Raw genomic sequence first — 18,000 nt, 5'->3', positions numbered from 1 at the left:
AAAAAAAGCCCCTTTTGGGGCTTTTTTATTATGCAAGATCAGGTCGGATATGGCCGCTGCGTTTATAAGCATGAATCGCAATGTTTAAATCCATGTGGTTAATATTTTTAAAATCTTTCAGTAATTCTGTTACAAGGTTCCACAAAGAATGGTTGTCATAATGCACCACATGCCAAAACACTTGGGATTTACCGCTAGTGCCTAATAAACAGCGAGTGAACGGTGACTCTTGTAACACATTAATAACTTCTAGCATTTCATTTGGCGTGATTTCTAAGCAAATGATGGCTTCAGTCGCATAACCAATCAAATTTGGTTCAATGTCAATTTTATAACTCAAAAATTTCTCTTCAACAAGGTGATCAATCATCCCTTTAATGGTTGGTGTGCTGAGGTTTAAGGATGATGACAACTCAGTAATGGTTGAGCGACCATTTTTGAGTAAGAGTTCAATTAAGTTCGTTTCATCTTCACTCAATGTTTTTTCTTGATGATAATATCTATTGCTGGCGCGTTTGAAATATCTAAGCACAGCATTGTTTTCGTATGAATGAATGCCATGGATGGCAGGAATAATGTTAAAGGTATATTCCAACATTTCTTCATAACTATCAAAATGAAATTCAGCCATCAAATCATGTGAGCCTGTTAAACTCAGTAATAATTTGCAGTTTGGCATGTTCTTTAAACTGGTGGAAACTTCGTTGATCAACCCCAGTTGGCATTTGATCCAAATATGGTGAACGCCACCTTTTTTTAAAATTAAAGGATCAACTTCTCCTAAGACTCTAAAGATATTTTCATTTAAAAGGCGTTGCATTCGTCTGGCGATCGTTCTTTCGGTGACATCCAGATGTTCTGCGATTTCTTTCCATGTCGATAATGGCTGTTTAACTAAATAATCGATGCATTCTTTGTCTGTATCATCAATTTTTTTATACATGAATGTCCTTTTTTTGAAAAAAAGAATTGAATAATGTCTTTTTTATGATAATTTGTCGTGAATGTATCATAATAAAGAATCGAGGAGAGATATATGATAGCAAGTAACACAACAACAGCTGAACCTATTAAATACAAAAAAATATTAATAGGTAGTGTTGGTAACTTAGTTGAATGGTTTGACTGGACAATTTACGCAGCATTTGCCATTTTTTTCAGCAACCAGTTTTTCCCATCCACAAATGAAACGGCTGCATTATTAGCAACATTTGCAATTTTTGCTGTTGGTTTTTTCATGCGACCATTGGGTGGCTTTTTGATCGGTTTATTTTCAGATAGATTTGGCCGTAGAAATGCATTGTCATTGACCATTGTGATGATGGCAGCAGGTTCATTGATCATTGGTATCACACCAACATATGAGAGCATCGGCATTGCAGCACCTTTATTGTTAGTGGTAGCAAGATTGATTCAAGGTTTGTCCTTGGGTGGTGAATATGCATCTGCATCTACATATTTAACTGAAATGGCACCAATAAAACAGCGTGGCTTCTACTCAAGCTTCTTATTCATGAGTGCGGCAATGGGTATCCTTTTAGCATCTGGTTTAGGTTGGGTTTTGACAACAACTTTATCAAAAGCTGATATGAATGCTTGGGGATGGAGAATTCCATTCATCATTGGCGCTTTAGGTGGCGTGATTGGCATTTGGTTGCGTTACAGCATTAAAGCAGATGATGAAAGCGAAGCTCATACTCAAAAAGCGGTAAAACAACCATTGAGAACTCTTTTGCGTGATTATCCTGTAGAAACATTGAGAATCATTGGTTTCTCTACATTATCAACTTATGCGTTCTATGTATTCATGGCTTATTTACCAACTTACGCAATTCGCCAAGGTGGTGCTGATCCTAAGATTGCATTCGGTGCAAACACAATTGCAATTGTTGCCTTTATGTTTATGCAGCCTTTATTTGGTTATTTATCCGATAAAATTGGTCGTAAACCACAATTGATCACATTTGCACTCGGCAACTTATTATTCTTCTATTTTGTGATTCAGTTTGTAAATGCATCATTTACAACATTATTATTAATTGAGCTATTCGGTTTAACATTGTATGCAATGTATTCATCCATTGCACCAGCAATCATGGCTGAGCAATTCCCAGCAAATATCCGAGCAGTTGGTATTGGTACCCCTTATAACTTAATGGTTGCCATTTTAGGTGGAACAACGCCTTACTTATTGACTTGGTTACAGAGCATTCAAATGGAAAAAATCTTTTATTTCGTAGTGCTTTTGAGTGCATTGATTTCGTTAATCACATTTATCAAAATGCCTGAAACGGCAGGTAGTGAATTAAAGTAATATTAATTGTAGGGATATAAAATGAATGACTGGATTGCTATGCATTATTTAAGTGCACAGGAATTGGCAAATAAAATGGCACAACAGGAATTATCTTCTGTTGAGATTACACGACATTTTTTAAATAGGATTGCTGAATACAATGGCAAGTATTGTATTTATACATCAGTATTTGAAGAGCAAGCGTTAGCGTTGGCTGAAAATGCAGACAGGTTAAGAAAGGCAGGGATTATTTTGAGCCCATTTCATGGTGTGCCTGTGAGCATCAAAGAACACTTTGATTATAAAGGTTCTGTTGCACATTATGGTTCTAATGCTCGTTTAAATTGTGTGAGTGAAAAAAATAGTGCTGTCGTTGATAAATTGATTGCTTTGGGCATGGTGATTTTAGGTAAAACATCCATGACTGAATTTGCATTTGGTTTGGCAGGGCAGAACCCTACAGTGGGAACAGCGCATAATCCTTGGGATTTAAAAACATTGAGATCTCCAGGAGGTTCTTCTGCAGGTGCTGGTGCTGCATTAGCATTAGGTTTATGCCCAATTTCTTTGGGCGGTGATACAGGTGGTTCAGTTCGTGCACCAGCAGCACATACTTACACTATTGGATTTAAGCCGAGCAGCGGCATGATTTCACGCGCGGATGCGATGCCATTATCACCAACATTGGATGTAGTTGGCATTGTGTCACGTACAGTTGAAGATTCAGAAATCATGACAAGATTATTGTCTGGCCCTGATTTAAATGATGATGCAACATTGTCTACATTTGGCTTAGAAGCTCAGCGTAATTTTATGGCTGATTCAAATGATGAATCGACTGCTTCAAAGAAACTCTATTGCTTAAATGAAGCCGCATGGCCATATTCTGTAAATGCTGATTATTCTGTGTATTGGCATGAGACAATTGGAGGTTTAAAAGAGCAGGGTTATGAAATCATCGATTGGCAACCGAGTGACTTAGGTTTCTTCAAGCAAATTGGTGATGATAACTCCGTAGTTTTAGCTTACGAAGCTTATCAGCATTATGGTGATTTAGTAGAAGATCCAACTGCGGATGTATGGTTAACAGTTAGAAATCGTATTTTGAATGGTAAAAATATCTCTATTGCTGACTATGAGAAAACTTTAGAAGATCGTAAGGCATATCAAGAAGCCTTTAGAAAAGAATTGCCAGAAAATGCAGTATTACTATTGCCAGCTATGGATCAAGCTGCTCAAACATTAGATTTTGAAGATGTTAAGCATACGGGGTTGGGGGCATTTTTACGACCTGCTAACTTCATTGATGCACCAGCAATCACATTGCCTTCAGGATTTGATAGTGAACACATGCCATTGTCCATTCAATTGATCGCTCATACTGCTAATGATCATGTTTTATTATCAGTCGCAAAAGAAGTAGAAACAGCATTGGGTAATACAAGGCAAGTGCCCAATTTGAATTAATGTATTCATTAATCCATTAAAATAAAGAAAACCGCTAATGATTAACGATTAGCGGTTTTTTGTTTCTATAGAAAGCATTGTAATCTTAAGGTTAGACTAACATTCAGGAAGAGAAATTTTTGACTCACCCACATGATGATAAGCACGATTAAAATAGACTAAGCCTTGGTTATGTTGGCTTTGTTGAATCGCCACAATGCGACAAATAAAAATGGTATGTGTGCCAATCTCTTGAATTTGGTCGATTTCACAATCGAAGCTCACAAGGGCATCTTCTAATACAGGTGCACCTGTTTCTAATTCAATCCAATTGCCATGTTCAAAACGTTCTTCTGGAGACATTTTAGAAGAAAAAACTTTAGAAATTTCTTGATGATGAGAGCCTAATACATTCACAGTTAAAATTTTATTATCAATAAAATGATCATGTGAACTGGATGCTCTATTCATGCAGACTAACAACGTTGGCGGAGTATCTGTGACACTACATACAGCGGATGCAGTAAAGCCATGACGACCTGATTCTCCTGCTGTTGTGACGACATTAACTGCGCCTGTTAACAAAGACATCGCATTTCTAAAGTCTGCTACTTCAATCATTGTTTTTTCCTAAATTGATCCATAGTTTTGCCCTTACTGATTAACTATAGCATGTGAATCCATCAAATGAGTTCTTGGCGTACAATTGCTGCACCTTTGCTGAGTGCCTTAAGTTTACCACGGGCAACGCTGCGAGATAATGGTGCCATGCCACAGTTTGTAGAAGGGTACAACTTATCTGCATCCACGAATTGTAGTGCTTTGCGTAATGTGGCTGCAACTTCATCTGCTGTTTCAATTGCATCGGTTGCTACATCAATCGCGCCCACCATAACTTTTTTACCACGAATCAACTCAATCAAATCCATCGGTACATGAGAATTTTGGCATTCAAGTGACACAATATCAATGTTGGATTTTTGCAATTTTGGGAATGCTTCTTCGTATTGGCGCCACTCTGAACCCAATGTTTTTTTCCAATCTGTATTGGCTTTGATGCCATAACCATAGCAAATATGTACAGCTGTTTCGCATTTTAAGCCTTCGATTGCACGTTCTAGTGCTGCAACACCCCAATCATTCACTTCATCAAAGAATACGTTGAATGCTGGTTCATCAAATTGGATGATATCAACGCCCGTAGCTTCTAGCTCCAATGCTTCTTGGTTGAGGATTTTGGCAAATTCCCACGCCAATTTTTCACGGCTTTTGTAATGTGCATCATAGAGCGTATCGATCATTGTCATTGGGCCAGGTAAAGCCCATTTGATGGGTTTATCTGTATGTTTGCGTAGGAATTTAGCATCTTCCACAAATACTGGTTTTTGACGTTCTACAGCGCTCACAACTGTTGGCACGCTTGCATCATAGCGATTACGAATGCGGACTGTTTCACGCTTTTCAAAATCAACACCGCTGAGATGTTCAATGAATGTTGTCACAAAATGTTGGCGAGTTTGTTCGCCATCGCTCACGATATCAATGCCAGCGTGTAATTGATCTTGCAGAGAAACGAGCAAAGCATCTTGTTTTGCTTCTAATAATGCTTCACCTTCTAATTTCCAAGGTGACCATAATTTTTCAGGCTCTGCTAACCAAGAAGGTTTAGGTAAACTGCCAGCAGTGGATGTTGGTAATAAAATTTTCATAATCAATAACCTTTGTTTCAATTATAGTGAAATGGATTGAATAAAATAGTAGCTAATATTCTCTGATCTTCTCGCCTACGGCGAGAGGATCAATTGTTAGATGTGTTTAAAAGTGATTTGACTATAATTAAAGCGCGTAACTTGCTGCCCATTGTTCCAAAATATTTTTGTAGGGTTTGATGAAGTGCTCTTCAGTAAATTTCCCTTGTTTCACTGCTAATTGATTACGTTCATCACGATCATAGATAATTTGAGTGAGTGAATAATCTTGGTAGTTCAAGCTGGGTTGGTAGCATTGACCTGCCACTGAATTCGTATTGTAAATTTCAGGGCGATAGATCTTTTGGAAGGTTTCCATCGTGCTGATTAAGCTGATCAACTCAAGATCTGTGTAATCACTCAATAAATCACCTGAAAAATAGAAAGCCAAAGGCGCTGTGCTGTTTTCAGGCATAAAATAGCGAACTTTTAAGCCCATTTTTTTGAAATATTCATCCGTTAATGAATAGTCATTTTGTTGATATTCAAAGCCTAAAATTGGGTGTTTATTAGCTGTCCTATGATAAGTTCTAGTGGTTGCAACACTCAAACAAATTGCAGGTGCTTTATTGAATCTAGTCTTGTAATCATCTGAGTTGATGAATGACTTAAATAGCTTGCCGTGTAAGTTACCAAAATTTTCAGGCACGCTGAAACTCTCTTGACCTTTATTATGATCCAGTAGCAATACGCTGAAATCATAGTCACGAACATACGATGAAAAGCTATGACCAGGCATGCCAGCAATGCGTTCACCAGTTTTATGATCAATAATTGTTGTTTGCAATACTTCTATCGTTGGGAAGCTTTTGCCATTGCCTTCAACGTCCAAATCTACGGAGATGATAGATATTTCAATAGAATAACGATCACCTTTTGGATTATCCCAAGTCGCCAATGAATTGAAACGATTATTAATCATTTGCAATGTATTGCGTAAATTTTCTTGTCTGTTATCACCTCTTGCTAAGTTCGCAAAGTTTGTTGTGAGGCGAGTGTTATCGGAGGGATGATAGTTTTCATCAAACGGAATACTTTTAATAGATGTGAGAAAAGTCTGACTCATGATGTGTGATCCTTAATTCATTAACATAAAACATATATGTATTTATATATAAGTCGGTCTATGAATAGAAATGATTTGATTTCATATAAACATGAGTAGAATTCATGAATAGATTTTTTGAGGTTTTCTGTAGGGTAGTGATTGATCCAAAAGTATGATTGATGATGTAGATATAAAATGAATAAAAAATGATCATATATAACAAATACTATGGATGAATAATGAAATTTTGGCATGAAATCTTTGCATAATTTTGTATACAATGTAGGAAATTAGTAATGATATCGAAAAGGTAAAAGGCTGATTTAAGTCATTATTTTTTATCGATATATTTTTTAAATGGGTTTTAGAGCCCCTAGGGCCGAAAAATATTTTTTTTCATTCAAAAGTCTGTATTATCCGTTTTCTTGGTTGTGATGAACAAACACGTCATCCATCAAGTTATATAAAGCACCGAGTCAAAGGACCGCAAGTCACCAGACTTATTTTCTTTCAAAACCCTATCAGAGATGGTAATTCGATATGAGCGTTTTTTCTGTAAACCCTGCCACTAATCCTTCCAACGAATACTATTTGGCTCGCCAAAGTCAGATGGAATCGAATGTTCGTAGCTATCCACGCAAATTGCCGTTGGTTATAGCGGAAGCTTTAGGTTGTTGGGTTACCGATGTGGAAGGTACTAAGTACCTAGATTGTTTAGCTGGGGCAGGAACATTGGCATTAGGCCATAATCATCCTGTGGTTATTAAAAGTATCCAAGATACTTTAACAAGTGGTTTGCCACTACATACTTTAGATTTAACAACTCCTTTAAAGGATGCTTTTACTGAAGCATTACTTGAACAATTGCCGGGAGGCAAAGAAGAGTATTGCTTACAGTTTTGTGGACCGTCTGGTGCAGATGGAACAGAAGCAGCAATGAAGCTTGCAAAAACTTATACAGGACGTAGTTCTATTATCAGTTTTTCAGGTGGTTTCCATGGTATGACTCATGGATCTTTATCCGTAACAGGCAACCTTTCTGCAAAAAATGCAGTCAATGGTTTAATGCCAGGTGTGCAATTTATGCCATATCCGCATGAATATCGCTGTCCGCTCGGTTTAGGCGGGGAAGCTGGTGTTGATGCTTTGACATATTATTTCGAAAACTTCATTGAAGATGTCGAAAGCGGTGTAACAAAGCCAGCAGCTGTAATTCTTGAAGCAATTCAAGGGGAAGGCGGCGTTGTAACAGCACCTGTAAAATGGTTAAAGAAAATCCGTGAAGTCACTCAGAAGCATGACATTGTGTTAATTCTAGATGAAGTTCAAGCAGGTTTTGGACGTTCTGGAAAGATGTTTGCTTTTGAACATGCAGGTATTGAGCCTGACATCATCGTGATGTCAAAAGCGGTGGGTGGTAGTTTACCTTTGGCAGTTTTAGGTATTAAACGTAAGTTTGATGCTTGGCAGCCAGCAGGTCACACTGGAACCTTCCGTGGCAATCAACTGGCTATGGCAACAGGTTTAGCAACAATCAAAATGATCAACGAACAGAACTTGGCACAGAATTCCCAAGAACGTGGCGATTTCTTACAGGCTGAATTAAAAAATTTAGCGAAAGAATTCCCATGCATTGGCAATGTGCGTGGTAAAGGTTTGATGATCGGTATTGAAATTGTAGATGAAACCAAAAAAGCAGATCATATGGGATTGTTCCCTGGCGATTCTAAATTGTCAGCGGCGATCCAAACGGCATGTTTCAATAATAAATTATTATTAGAGAAAGGCGGTCGTAACGGTACAGTGATTCGTTTATTGTGCCCATTGATCATTACTCAAGCTGAGTGTGAAGAAGTGATTGTTCGCTTTAAGAAAGCAGTCGCGGAAGCATTAACAATGGTGAGAGGAGCTTAAATATGGCAGATTTTGCAGAACACCGTCAAGCATTGTTCTGCAATGATGCACAATCCATCGCTGACTATCAGTCAGCGATGGGCGAAGCAGTGGAAGCTGTTTCTGCATGGTTGCAAAACGAAAAAATGTACACGGGCGGCAGTATTAAAGCGCTCCGCAAAGAGATCGCATTTCAACCTTCTAAAGAAGGCATGGGCGTACAAAAGTCATTGGATCGTATGGTGGAGCTTTTCTTAAACAAAAGCTTAAAAGTTCATCATCCTCATTCATTGGCGCACTTACATTGTCCAACAATGGTCACAAGCCAAATTGCTGAAGTGTTAATCAACGCAACTAACCAATCAATGGATTCATGGGATCAAAGCCCAGCAGGATCATTGATGGAAGTACAATTAATTGATTGGCTTCGTCAAAAAGTTGGTTATGGAGAAGGGCAAGCTGGCGTATTCACATCAGGTGGCACACAATCCAACTTGATGGGTATTTTGTTAGCACGTGATGCTTGTATTGCTAAAAACTGGAAAGATGACAACGGGCAACCTTGGTCTGTTCAGCGTGATGGTATTCCGTCAGATGCAATGCGCAATGTGAAATTCGTATGTTCTGAAAATGCACATTTTTCTGTACAGAAAAATCTAGCAATGATGGGCATGGGCTTTCAATCAGTTGTGACGGTTCCTGTGAATAGCGATGCCCAGATCGATACTGTCTCATTAGCTAAAACAATGGCTGATCTCAAAGCTGATGGCAAAATTGTTGCATGTATTGTGGCAACAGCAGGCACAACAGATGCGGGTGCAATCGACCCAATGAAAGAGATTCGAAACATTGCTGATCAATATGGTGCTTGGATGCACATTGATGCAGCTTGGGGCGGCGCTTTGATTTTGTCGAATGAATATCGTGCAATGTTGGATGGCTTGGAATTGTCTGATTCTGTGACATTGGATTTCCATAAGCATTATTTCCAAACCATTTCATGTGGTGCTTTCTTACTAAAAGATGAAGCAAACTATCGTTACATGCATTATGAGGCTGAATATTTAAACTCAGCTTATGATGAAGAGCATGGCGTGCCAAATCTTGTGTCTAAATCCTTACAAACAACGCGCCGTTTCGATGCGTTGAAATTATGGATGACAGTGGAAGCATTGGGTGAAGAGTTGTATGGTTCGATGATTGATCATGGCGTGAAATTAACACGAGATGTTGCGGATTATATTAAAGCAACAGATGGCTTAGAGTTGTTGGTTGAACCACAATTTGCATCAGTGTTATTCCGCGTTGTGCCTCACGGTTATCCTACTGAGTTCGTGGATAATTTGAATCAAAACGTAGCAGATGAACTATTTGCACGTGGTGAAGCAAATATCGGTGTAACAAAAGTGGGTGATGTTCAATCACTTAAAATGACAACATTAAGCCCAATCGCAACTTTGGAAAATGTTCAAAATCTCTTGTCGCAAGTGCAAAGAGAAGCTGATCGCATTAAAGATTCCATCGCGAACGGCACATATACTCCGCCAATTGCTTAATTTCGATTAATCATTGCGAGTATTGAAAAGAGGATCTTTGATCCTCTTTTTTGTAGGGCGCAATATTGCTGTATCTGCTAGAATCCATCCCTATATATCAATGAACACAATGATGGATGGATTATGTCAGAGCAAAACTCTAAATCTTTATACAGCGCACTTTGGGCTTCGGCAGATATTTTGCGTTCTAAAATGGATGCCAACGAATATAAAAACTATTTATTGGGTATTATTTTTTATAAATATCTCTCTGACAAAATGCTCCATTATGCGGTGGATCAGTTAGAAGAGAAAGCTGATACTTTGAAAGATGCACAGGATATTTATGCTAAGGCTTATCATGATCCCGAGATTCATGAAGATTTAAAAGATGCCTTAAAAGATGAGTTTTCCTATGTAATCGAACCTGAATATACATTCACGCATTTGATCAATGAAGTGCACAGCCAATCTTTTCAATTAGAAAGTTTACAGCAGGGTTTTCGTAACATAGAGCAATCATCGGATGCATTTGCGAATTTGTTCCAAGATATTGATCTCTATTCTCGTAAGCTTGGATCAACGCCACAAAAGCAGAATGAAACCATTTCAGGCATTATGAAAGAATTGGCGGAGATAGATTTTGCAGGTCATTCTGGTGATATTTTGGGCGATGCTTATGAATATATGATTGGGCAGTTTGCATCAGATTCAGGTAAAAAAGCAGGTGAGTTCTATACACCACAGCCTGTTGCAGAATTGATGACCAAAATCGTGATTCATGGTAAGAAAGACCAGAAAGGCTTCAGCGTGTATGATCCAACAATGGGCTCAGGATCATTAATGTTGAACATTAAAAAAGAAACAAAAGAGCCCAATACTGTTCTCTATTTTGGGCAAGAGATCAATACATCTACTTATAATTTAGCGCGCATGAATTTAATGTTGCATGGTGTGCCGATCGCGAATCAATATCTCAATAATGCGGATACATTGGATGATGACTGGCCAACAGAAGAGCCAACAAACTTTGATGGTGTTTTAATGAATCCGCCATATTCAGCGGATTGGAGTGCAGCAAAGGGCTTTTTGGATGATGTACGTTTTTCACCTTATGGCGTGTTGGCTCCGAAGTCCAAAGCGGACTTTGCATTTTTGTTACATGGTTTTTATCATTTAAAATCCAACGGCACAATGGCGATTGTTTTACCGCATGGTGTTCTATTTCGTGGCGGTGCAGAAGAGAAAATTCGTAAAACGCTTTTGGAAAATGGGCACATTCATGCGGTGATTGGTTTACCTTCTAATATTTTCTTCAATACATCCATCCCAACAACGATCATTGTGTTGAAAAAGAATCATGACAAGCGAGATGTGCTTTTTATTGATGCTTCTAGTGAGTTTGAGAAAGTTCGCACACAGAACATTTTGACAGAAGAAAATATCGCGAAGATTTTGGATACATACATTCATCGTAAAACGATTGATAAATATAGCTATGTGGCGAGCTTTGAAGAGATTGAGGAAAATGAGTTTAACCTCAATATTCCGCGCTATGTTGATACATTTGAAGCTGAACCTGAAATTCCTTTGGCGGATATTTCAGCGAATATGATCAGCATTAATGCAGAGTTGAAAACAGCAGAACAAGAGTTGTTTGCAATGCTTAGCGAATTGGTTGGTACAACGGACAAAGCCAACAATGAACTCGAAGCCTTTAAAGCAATGCTTAAAGGTGATCACAATGGCTAAAATAGAATCCCATATCCCAAAGCTCCGCTTTGCTGGATTCTCTGATATTTGGCAAAAGAAGAAATTAAGTGAAATTTCTTTTCGTGTACAAGAAAAAAATAAGAATAATCAGGTGACTGAAACATTTACAAATTCTGCGGAGCGAGGAATTATTAGTCAAAGAGATTTTTTTGATAAAGATATTTCTAATGAGGCAAATTTAGATAATTATTATGTGGTTCAGCCTGATGATTTTGTATATAACCCAAGAATATCAAATTTTGCTCCTGTTGGACCAATTAAACGTAATAAATTAGGACGATCAGGTGTTATGTCTCCGTTATATTCTGTTTTTCGCCCTAATCAAACTATTATTAACTTTGACTTTTTAGAACATTATTTTTCTACAACTAATTGGCATAAGTTTATGTTTACGCATGGTGATCAAGGTGCAAGATCAGATCGTTTTGCTATTGGTATGGCAACTTTCCAAAAAATGCCAATTGATATACCTGAATTCAAAGAACAAACCAAAATTGGGGATTTTTTCCAAAAAATCGACCAAGTGATCGAGTTGCAACAAAAAGCACTCGAAACAGCGCAAGATTATAAAAAATCTATGTTGCAAAAGATGTTCCCACAAAAAGGCGAGAAAATGCCAAAAGTGCGCTTTGATGGATTTAGTGGGGATTGGGAAGAGAAAAAACTTAAAGATATAGTTGTTTTATTGAAAGATGGTACGCATGGAAGTCATGCTGATGGTGTAGGCGCATATTTGTTAAGTGCAAAAAATATTAAAAATAAAAAAGTTGTATTGGATAAAAATAAAGATAGGCAAATTTCACAAAAAGATTATGAACTGATTTATAAAAATTATTCGATAAAAATTAACGATTTACTTTTTACTATAGTTGGAACAATTGGAGAATCTGCTTTATATCAAGGTTCTGAAAATAAAATAGCTTTTCAAAGATCTGTAGCTATTATTCGCTGTAATGACAGCATTAATCCTACATTTTTATTATGCTCTATGGATACAAATAGTATCTCTAGGCAATTAATGCGTTCAGCTTCAACATCAGCACAATCAGGAGTTTATTTAAATGATCTTGCAAGTTTAACTTTATATTTTCCTGCATTGGAAGAACAGCAGAAGATTGGGGAGTTTTTTCAGAAATTAGATAAGCAAATTGAGCAGCATGAGAAGAAGTTAGAAAACTATCAGCAATTGAAGAAAGCAATGTTACAAAGAATTTTTGTATAGAAGGATTAATATGGATATTTATAAAATTAATGCTCAGAGTTTAAATCTAATTAAAGAACAGCCATTTAAGCTTGAAAAAGATATGCAAAAGTTATTTGAAGAGAATTTAACGATATTAACAGGATTAACTCTTGTAAAATCTGAGTTTACTTTGAAGCAATTTAGGTTTGATACTTTAGCATTTGATAATGAGAGAAAAGCTTTTGTTGTTATTGAGTATAAACGAGATCGTAGCCAAAGCGTTGTAGATCAGGGCGTTTCTTATCTGAATGCTATGCTAGATTACAAAGATAGTTTAATTCTTGAATATAATGAACAAAGTTTAGGAAAAACATTAAAGCGCAACGATGTTGATTGGAGTCAGACTCGAATCTTATTCGTAGCAAATTCATTCAATGATTATCAAAAAAACTCAACAAATTTTAAAAATTTAGGTATCGAATTGGTTGAATTCAAGAGATATGAAAAAGATTTATTGACCGTGAATTTTATTGAACGATCAAAACATGCGCCTACTCTCACTCATTCTAATATTGCTGATAACGAAATCAATGTTGTGGCTAATATTACTAAAGAAATTATCATTTATGATGAGGACACATTTTTTCGATTAGGCTCTGAAAAAACGATAGAGCTTTATGAGAGATTTAAACAAGCTATTTTGAATTTAGATGATCAAATAGATTTGATATATACCAAGCAGTACGCAGCTTTTAAAAAAAATAAAAGTAATGTTGTTGATATTGTAATGTTAAAAGGATCTTTGATTCTGTATATCAATGCTGCTTGGGGAACATTAGATGATCCTAAAGGACTTTTTCGTGATATGAGTTCTAAAGGACATTGGGGGAATGGTGATTACGAGGTTTCACTAAAAGATACTGAGCACTTGGAATATATCTTAAGTGTTATTAAACAAAACCTTGGATAAAAATAAGTTATGTGGATACGCACCTGATATTTTGTAGGAAAATAATTAAATGGTTATGTTAACAATTATTACCGCAATTATCGGTTTGATTGGATTATATCTTATATCTTATATCTTATATCTTATATCCTTATGTATCTGGGCATTGCAGTTTTCAATTATATTAGAACCAATTAGATTAATAGTTTAGTTGGCACAATCGTTCTAGTTAGTTTGTAAAATATTAAAATAATGTATATCTAAAATAGAAAATATAAAGGAGTATGGAAGTGACAGTATTGATTGTTGTCGGAATCATTGTGGCATTGGTGGTTTTGACAGGTATTATTATGTTTTTCAATGAACATTGTGAAGATAAATTTGATCATGCATTTTTTACAAAACCAATGTTGATTATTCTTGGCATCGCAGGCGCTCTATTTATATGGGGTGTAAGTTGGTATAACTCTGCCGTTGTGAATGCTAAAGGATACGAATTGCTTGGTGTGATATTTACCTCAGAAACCTTAAATGGCATTGTATTGGTTATTATTGCACTTTTAATTTATTTAGGTGTCGCGATATATAATTTTGTTGTGACAAATTGGATTTATGGATTTTTTGGTACATTAGTTCAGTTTACTCTTCTTTCTATTATTGCGTATTTCGGAGTGATTTTAGTTGCGTGTTATTTTGCCATAATGTTTATGTTAACAATTTTTGCAAACGCAGATAATAGATCACATTATTAATATTAAAAGGTGAGTTGTGGTTAAATTTACGAAAGAAGCAAAACTTGAAGAAGATTTGATTAATCAATTAATCTCTGGGGAATCTCAATGGATTTACCGTAAGGATTTACGTACAGAAGCTGATTTATGGGCGAATCTCAAAACTATTTTAGAGCGCAATAATCGTGCAGTGTTGAAAGATAAAATGCTGACAACGCAAGAATTTAACCAAGTTAGAGCACAGCTCACTTTCCCAAATTTCTATGAAGCTGCCAAATGGTTATCAGGTGAAAATGGCATTGCCAAAGTACAAGTACAGAGAGAAGATGCAAGCTTGGGTACAATTCGTTTAAATGTAATCAATCGTGCTGATATTGCAGGCGGTACAACGGTTTATCAGGTAATTAATCAATTCACAAGCTCACAAGAACAAAGTAGAGAAAGACGATTTGATGTCACAATGCTAATCAATGGTTTGCCGATGATTCACGTGGAATTAAAGAACCGCCAACATCCTTATATGGATGGTTTTCGTCAGATTAAAAAATACCTGAAAGAAGATAAATTCAAAGGCATTTTCTCATCCACACAGATGTTTGTGGTAAGCAATGGAACGGATACACGTTATATTGCATCGAGCGGGCATAAACATTTAAACGAGAAGTTTTTAAGTAAATGGGTGGATGCAAAGAATCAACCTGTCACGGATTATCTAGCCTTTGCGAAAGATGTTCTGTCCATTCCACAAGCCCATAGAATGGTAACCCAATATTCCATCACAGATCGAGATAAAGAAGCACTTATATTATTGCGCCCTTATCAGATCCATGCGATAGAAGCAGTGAAAGAAGCTTCCAAGTATCAATCGTCAGGTTTTGTTTGGCATACAACGGGATCGGGGAAAACGTTAACTTCCTATAAAGTTGCCTGTAATTTATTGCAGATTCCATCCATTGATAAAACAATTTTCATTGTGGATCGTGTGGATTTGGATCAGCAAACCACAAGTTCATTTGCATCATATGCTGAGTTTGATCCTATTTCCATTGATGAAACGGACAATGTGAATGATTTGGTGAAGCGTTTAGCGAGTGATGATCGTACAGTGATTGTAACAACGATCCAAAAGTTGAATCACTTGATGAAACGCATGGCAGAAGAGGCGACAGAACGATTAACTAAAACGTATGAAAAAATTAAACAGCTGAAAGTTGCCTTCATTGTGGATGAATGCCATAGAGCTGTTACGCCACAAAAGAAAAAAGAGTTAGATCAAATTTTTCGTTATGCAATGTGGTATGGTTTTACAGGCACGCCAATTTTTGGTGAATTAAAAAAGCCAACAACAACGGCTATGATGTACAGTAGCCCACAAAATCGTCCAACAGAAGATAATCCAAATCGTTCATGCTTGCATCAATATACAGTGAAAGAAGCCATCAATGATGCTGCAGTTTTAGGCTTTCAAATTGAGTATAAGAACCCATTGCAAGAGGATATGATGGATGACATCATTCGTCATTATCATCCTACTAAAAATATTGCAGGACTATCATTAATCGACAAAGAAAAATGTATTCCTAAAGATGTTTATGATAGTAAAGAACATCGTTTAAAGGTGATTGATTCTATTATCAACCAGTCGCGCAATAAGCTTGGATTTACAACAGAAAGCGGTGTGGGTAAAGCATATGGTGCAATATTGACTGTGCCAACTATTGCCATCGCACAAGAATATTATGATCTATTTAAAAGTGTGATTGCGGGTAATAAATCGGTCACAGTGAGTGAGCGCACAAAAGCAATCCTACCTGATTTCCCAAAAGTTGCCATTACTTATTCCATTTCAGAGAATGAAGAAAGCTCCATCGATAATCAAACTAAAATGGCAGAATCCATAGCAGATTATAATGCGATGTATGGCACAAGTTATTCATTGGAAAACATGCGTGCTTATAATCAAAATGTGAATGCTCGCTTGGCTCGTAAAAGTGAGCGTTATCAGAGTAGAGCAGAGCAAATTGATTTGATCATTGTGGTGGATCGATTATTAACGGGGTTTGATGCACCATGTATTTCGACATTGTTTATTGATCGTCCGCCAATGAGTGCACCCAATATCATTCAAGCATTTTCGCGCACCAATCGCTTATTTGACCAAGGCAAAAAATTTGGGCAGATCGTAACATTCCAAACGCCATTATTATTTACAGAAGCAGTGAATGACGCACTTTTTTTATATTCCAATGGTGGTGAAAATTATGTCTTAGCACCAAGTTATGAGGAAGCCGCAGAAAATTTAGCAGAAGCATTCACAGCCTTGAAGAATATTTCTGAAACCTCTGAAGTCATTGATGAATTATTGGTGGAAGAAAAGCGCATGTTTGCCAAAGCTTTTCAAGAATTGGATAAAGCGATGACTGCAATTAAGAGTTATTATGAATATCAGCCTGAAATGCTCGAAGAAGTTTTTGGTATTCAGAATGATGAAATGGAGGAATATCACGGCAAGTATAAAAATGTACTAGAAGAGCTACGTGCAGTTGCCAATGATGATCCTGAAATTGAACCGTTAGATATTGAATATGATCTACAAACGCATCATAGTGATGAAATTAACTATCACTATATTTTGTCTTTGATTCAGCGCTTCTTGCCATTAGAAACTAAAGCAGCAGAATTTCAATTTGAAAACAGTGTGAAATCACAAGAAGTCACAGATTATATTGATCGTTTACGCATAGAAAATGCAAAACTTGCAGGATTAATGGCACAATTGTGGCAAGGTATTCAAAAAAATCCTAATACATATCGTGGTAAAAATATCAATGAATTACTGAATGATATGATCACGAGTACGATTGATCATTTAGTGAAAAATTTTGCACAAAAATGGGCTGTTCAAGAGGATGAGTTAAGATTTATTGTAGATAACTACAATCCAAGCAAAATGGATGAAGCACAAATTGGTGAAGATGATTTAAGAAAAACAAGCAATTTTGATCAATATAAATCCAGCACTGAAAATCCTGTGAGCAAGCTTAGATACAATAAAGCAGTGAAAGAGGCTTATACGCAAATGATCGTGGAAGATATATTGCCATTGAGAGTAAAAAATTAATGAGAGATTCACTAAAACAACGATTCATCGCAGGTTGTGATGAGAAAATTGAAAAGAAAGGCGACAATGTTGGTTTGTCTTTCTATGCATTTTTTAAAAACAAAAATGATGATCCTGAATTATTGATGGAAGCTGCCACTTGGTGGATCAAAACACACAAGCTCGATCACTTTGAGAAAGCCGTTAAAATCAAGCAATTGATCTTAAATGATATGTAATTTATCAGTGTTAATTTCGTCAAGCTGTATATACAGCTTTTGGATTAATATTTTTCATT

The 18,000-nt window shown here is 36.6% G+C and carries 14 protein-coding genes; 10 read left to right on the top strand and 4 right to left on the bottom strand.

The annotated features are described in order from the left end of the window. Positions 1-28: 28 nt before the first annotated feature. On the bottom strand, positions 29-943 hold the full coding sequence (locus BZK16_RS04215; RefSeq protein WP_077927645.1) for an Lrp/AsnC family transcriptional regulator: 915 nt from the start codon (positions 941-943) through the stop codon (positions 29-31). A gap of 93 nt (positions 944-1,036) precedes the next feature. Between BZK16_RS04215 and BZK16_RS04210 the strand changes: the two genes are divergently transcribed. Further along, complete coding sequence (locus BZK16_RS04210) at positions 1,037-2,314, top strand: MFS transporter (RefSeq protein ID WP_077927644.1); 1,278 nt, start codon at positions 1,037-1,039, stop codon at positions 2,312-2,314. A 21-nt stretch (positions 2,315-2,335) separates the two neighbouring features. Continuing rightward, a complete protein-coding gene (locus BZK16_RS04205; RefSeq protein WP_077927643.1) occupies positions 2,336-3,763 on the top strand; it encodes an amidase in 1,428 nt (475 codons plus the stop codon). A 96-nt stretch (positions 3,764-3,859) separates the two neighbouring features. Here BZK16_RS04205 and BZK16_RS04200 read toward each other — a convergent pair whose 3' ends face one another. From BZK16_RS04200 to BZK16_RS04190, 3 genes are all read right to left on the bottom strand, one after another. Next, on the bottom strand, positions 3,860-4,363 hold the full coding sequence (locus tag BZK16_RS04200; protein WP_077927642.1) for a flavin reductase: 504 nt from the start codon (positions 4,361-4,363) through the stop codon (positions 3,860-3,862). A 62-nt stretch (positions 4,364-4,425) separates the two neighbouring features. Beyond that, positions 4,426-5,451 carry a methionine synthase gene (locus BZK16_RS04195; RefSeq protein WP_077927641.1) on the bottom strand — a complete coding sequence of 342 codons (1,026 nt, stop codon included), beginning with the start codon at positions 5,449-5,451 and terminating at the stop codon, positions 4,426-4,428. A 127-nt stretch (positions 5,452-5,578) separates the two neighbouring features. Further along, positions 5,579-6,556: a DUF1852 domain-containing protein gene (locus tag BZK16_RS04190; protein ID WP_077927640.1), complete on the bottom strand. Its 978-nt coding sequence runs from the start codon at positions 6,554-6,556 to the stop codon at positions 5,579-5,581. Positions 6,557-7,078: 522 nt separating this feature from the next. Here BZK16_RS04190 and BZK16_RS04185 point away from each other — a divergent pair. The 8 genes from BZK16_RS04185 (at position 7,079) to BZK16_RS04150 (ending at position 17,941) form a co-directional block, all read left to right on the top strand. After that, positions 7,079-8,452, top strand: a complete 1,374-nt coding sequence (locus BZK16_RS04185; RefSeq protein ID WP_077927639.1) for a diaminobutyrate--2-oxoglutarate transaminase — start codon at positions 7,079-7,081, stop codon at positions 8,450-8,452. Between the two features lie 2 nt (positions 8,453-8,454). Then, positions 8,455-9,987 (top strand): pyridoxal phosphate-dependent decarboxylase family protein, encoded by a 1,533-nt coding sequence (locus tag BZK16_RS04180; protein WP_077927638.1) that lies wholly within the window; start codon positions 8,455-8,457, stop codon positions 9,985-9,987. Positions 9,988-10,110: 123 nt separating this feature from the next. After that, the gene (locus BZK16_RS04175; RefSeq protein ID WP_077927637.1) at positions 10,111-11,718 is read left to right on the top strand and encodes a type I restriction-modification system subunit M; all 1,608 of its coding nucleotides are present in this window, start codon (positions 10,111-10,113) and stop codon (positions 11,716-11,718) included. Further along, complete coding sequence (locus BZK16_RS04170) at positions 11,711-12,961, top strand: restriction endonuclease subunit S (protein WP_233145186.1); 1,251 nt, start codon at positions 11,711-11,713, stop codon at positions 12,959-12,961. The genes BZK16_RS04175 and BZK16_RS04170 overlap by 8 nt, the downstream gene beginning before the upstream one ends. Positions 12,962-12,971: 10 nt before the next feature. Beyond that, entirely contained in the window at positions 12,972-13,892 is a 921-nt protein-coding gene (locus tag BZK16_RS04165; protein WP_077927635.1) for a DUF5655 domain-containing protein, read from the top strand. Positions 13,893-14,161: 269 nt separating this feature from the next. Beyond that, positions 14,162-14,623 carry a hypothetical protein gene (locus BZK16_RS04160; protein ID WP_143691135.1) on the top strand — a complete coding sequence of 154 codons (462 nt, stop codon included), beginning with the start codon at positions 14,162-14,164 and terminating at the stop codon, positions 14,621-14,623. 16 nt (positions 14,624-14,639) lie between these two features. After that, positions 14,640-17,723 carry a type I restriction endonuclease subunit R, EcoR124 family gene (locus tag BZK16_RS04155; protein ID WP_077927633.1) on the top strand — a complete coding sequence of 1,028 codons (3,084 nt, stop codon included), beginning with the start codon at positions 14,640-14,642 and terminating at the stop codon, positions 17,721-17,723. After that, positions 17,723-17,941 (top strand): DUF6500 family protein, encoded by a 219-nt coding sequence (locus BZK16_RS04150; protein WP_077927632.1) that lies wholly within the window; start codon positions 17,723-17,725, stop codon positions 17,939-17,941. The genes BZK16_RS04155 and BZK16_RS04150 overlap by 1 nt, the downstream gene beginning before the upstream one ends. Positions 17,942-18,000: the final 59 nt, after the last annotated feature.

Origin of the sequence: Wohlfahrtiimonas populi, from assembly GCF_002006795.1 — a bacterium.
Taxonomy (GTDB): Bacteria; Pseudomonadota; Gammaproteobacteria; order Cardiobacteriales; family Wohlfahrtiimonadaceae; genus Wohlfahrtiimonas; species Wohlfahrtiimonas populi.
The sequence above is the reverse complement of the archived record's forward strand: the minus strand, read 5'-3'. Positions and strand labels throughout refer to the sequence as shown.

Bases quoted from the DNA above. Each gene is read 5' to 3' on its own strand.
- BZK16_RS04200 (WP_077927642.1), bottom strand. From the start codon at position 4,363: ATGATTGAAGTAGCAGACTTTAGAAATGCGATGTCTTTGTTAACAGGC.
- BZK16_RS04185 (WP_077927639.1), top strand. From the start codon at position 7,079: ATGAGCGTTTTTTCTGTAAACCCTGCCACTAATCCTTCCAACGAATAC.
- BZK16_RS04195 (WP_077927641.1), bottom strand. From the start codon at position 5,451: ATGAAAATTTTATTACCAACATCCACTGCTGGCAGTTTACCTAAACCT.
- BZK16_RS04165 (WP_077927635.1), top strand. From the start codon at position 12,972: ATGGATATTTATAAAATTAATGCTCAGAGTTTAAATCTAATTAAAGAA.
- BZK16_RS04205 (WP_077927643.1), top strand. From the start codon at position 2,336: ATGAATGACTGGATTGCTATGCATTATTTAAGTGCACAGGAATTGGCA.
- BZK16_RS04190 (WP_077927640.1), bottom strand. From the start codon at position 6,556: ATGAGTCAGACTTTTCTCACATCTATTAAAAGTATTCCGTTTGATGAA.
- BZK16_RS04150 (WP_077927632.1), top strand. From the start codon at position 17,723: ATGAGAGATTCACTAAAACAACGATTCATCGCAGGTTGTGATGAGAAA.
- BZK16_RS04210 (WP_077927644.1), top strand. From the start codon at position 1,037: ATGATAGCAAGTAACACAACAACAGCTGAACCTATTAAATACAAAAAA.
- BZK16_RS04180 (WP_077927638.1), top strand. From the start codon at position 8,455: ATGGCAGATTTTGCAGAACACCGTCAAGCATTGTTCTGCAATGATGCA.
- BZK16_RS04175 (WP_077927637.1), top strand. From the start codon at position 10,111: ATGTCAGAGCAAAACTCTAAATCTTTATACAGCGCACTTTGGGCTTCG.
- BZK16_RS04170 (WP_233145186.1), top strand. From the start codon at position 11,711: ATGGCTAAAATAGAATCCCATATCCCAAAGCTCCGCTTTGCTGGATTC.
- BZK16_RS04215 (WP_077927645.1), bottom strand. From the start codon at position 943: ATGTATAAAAAAATTGATGATACAGACAAAGAATGCATCGATTATTTA.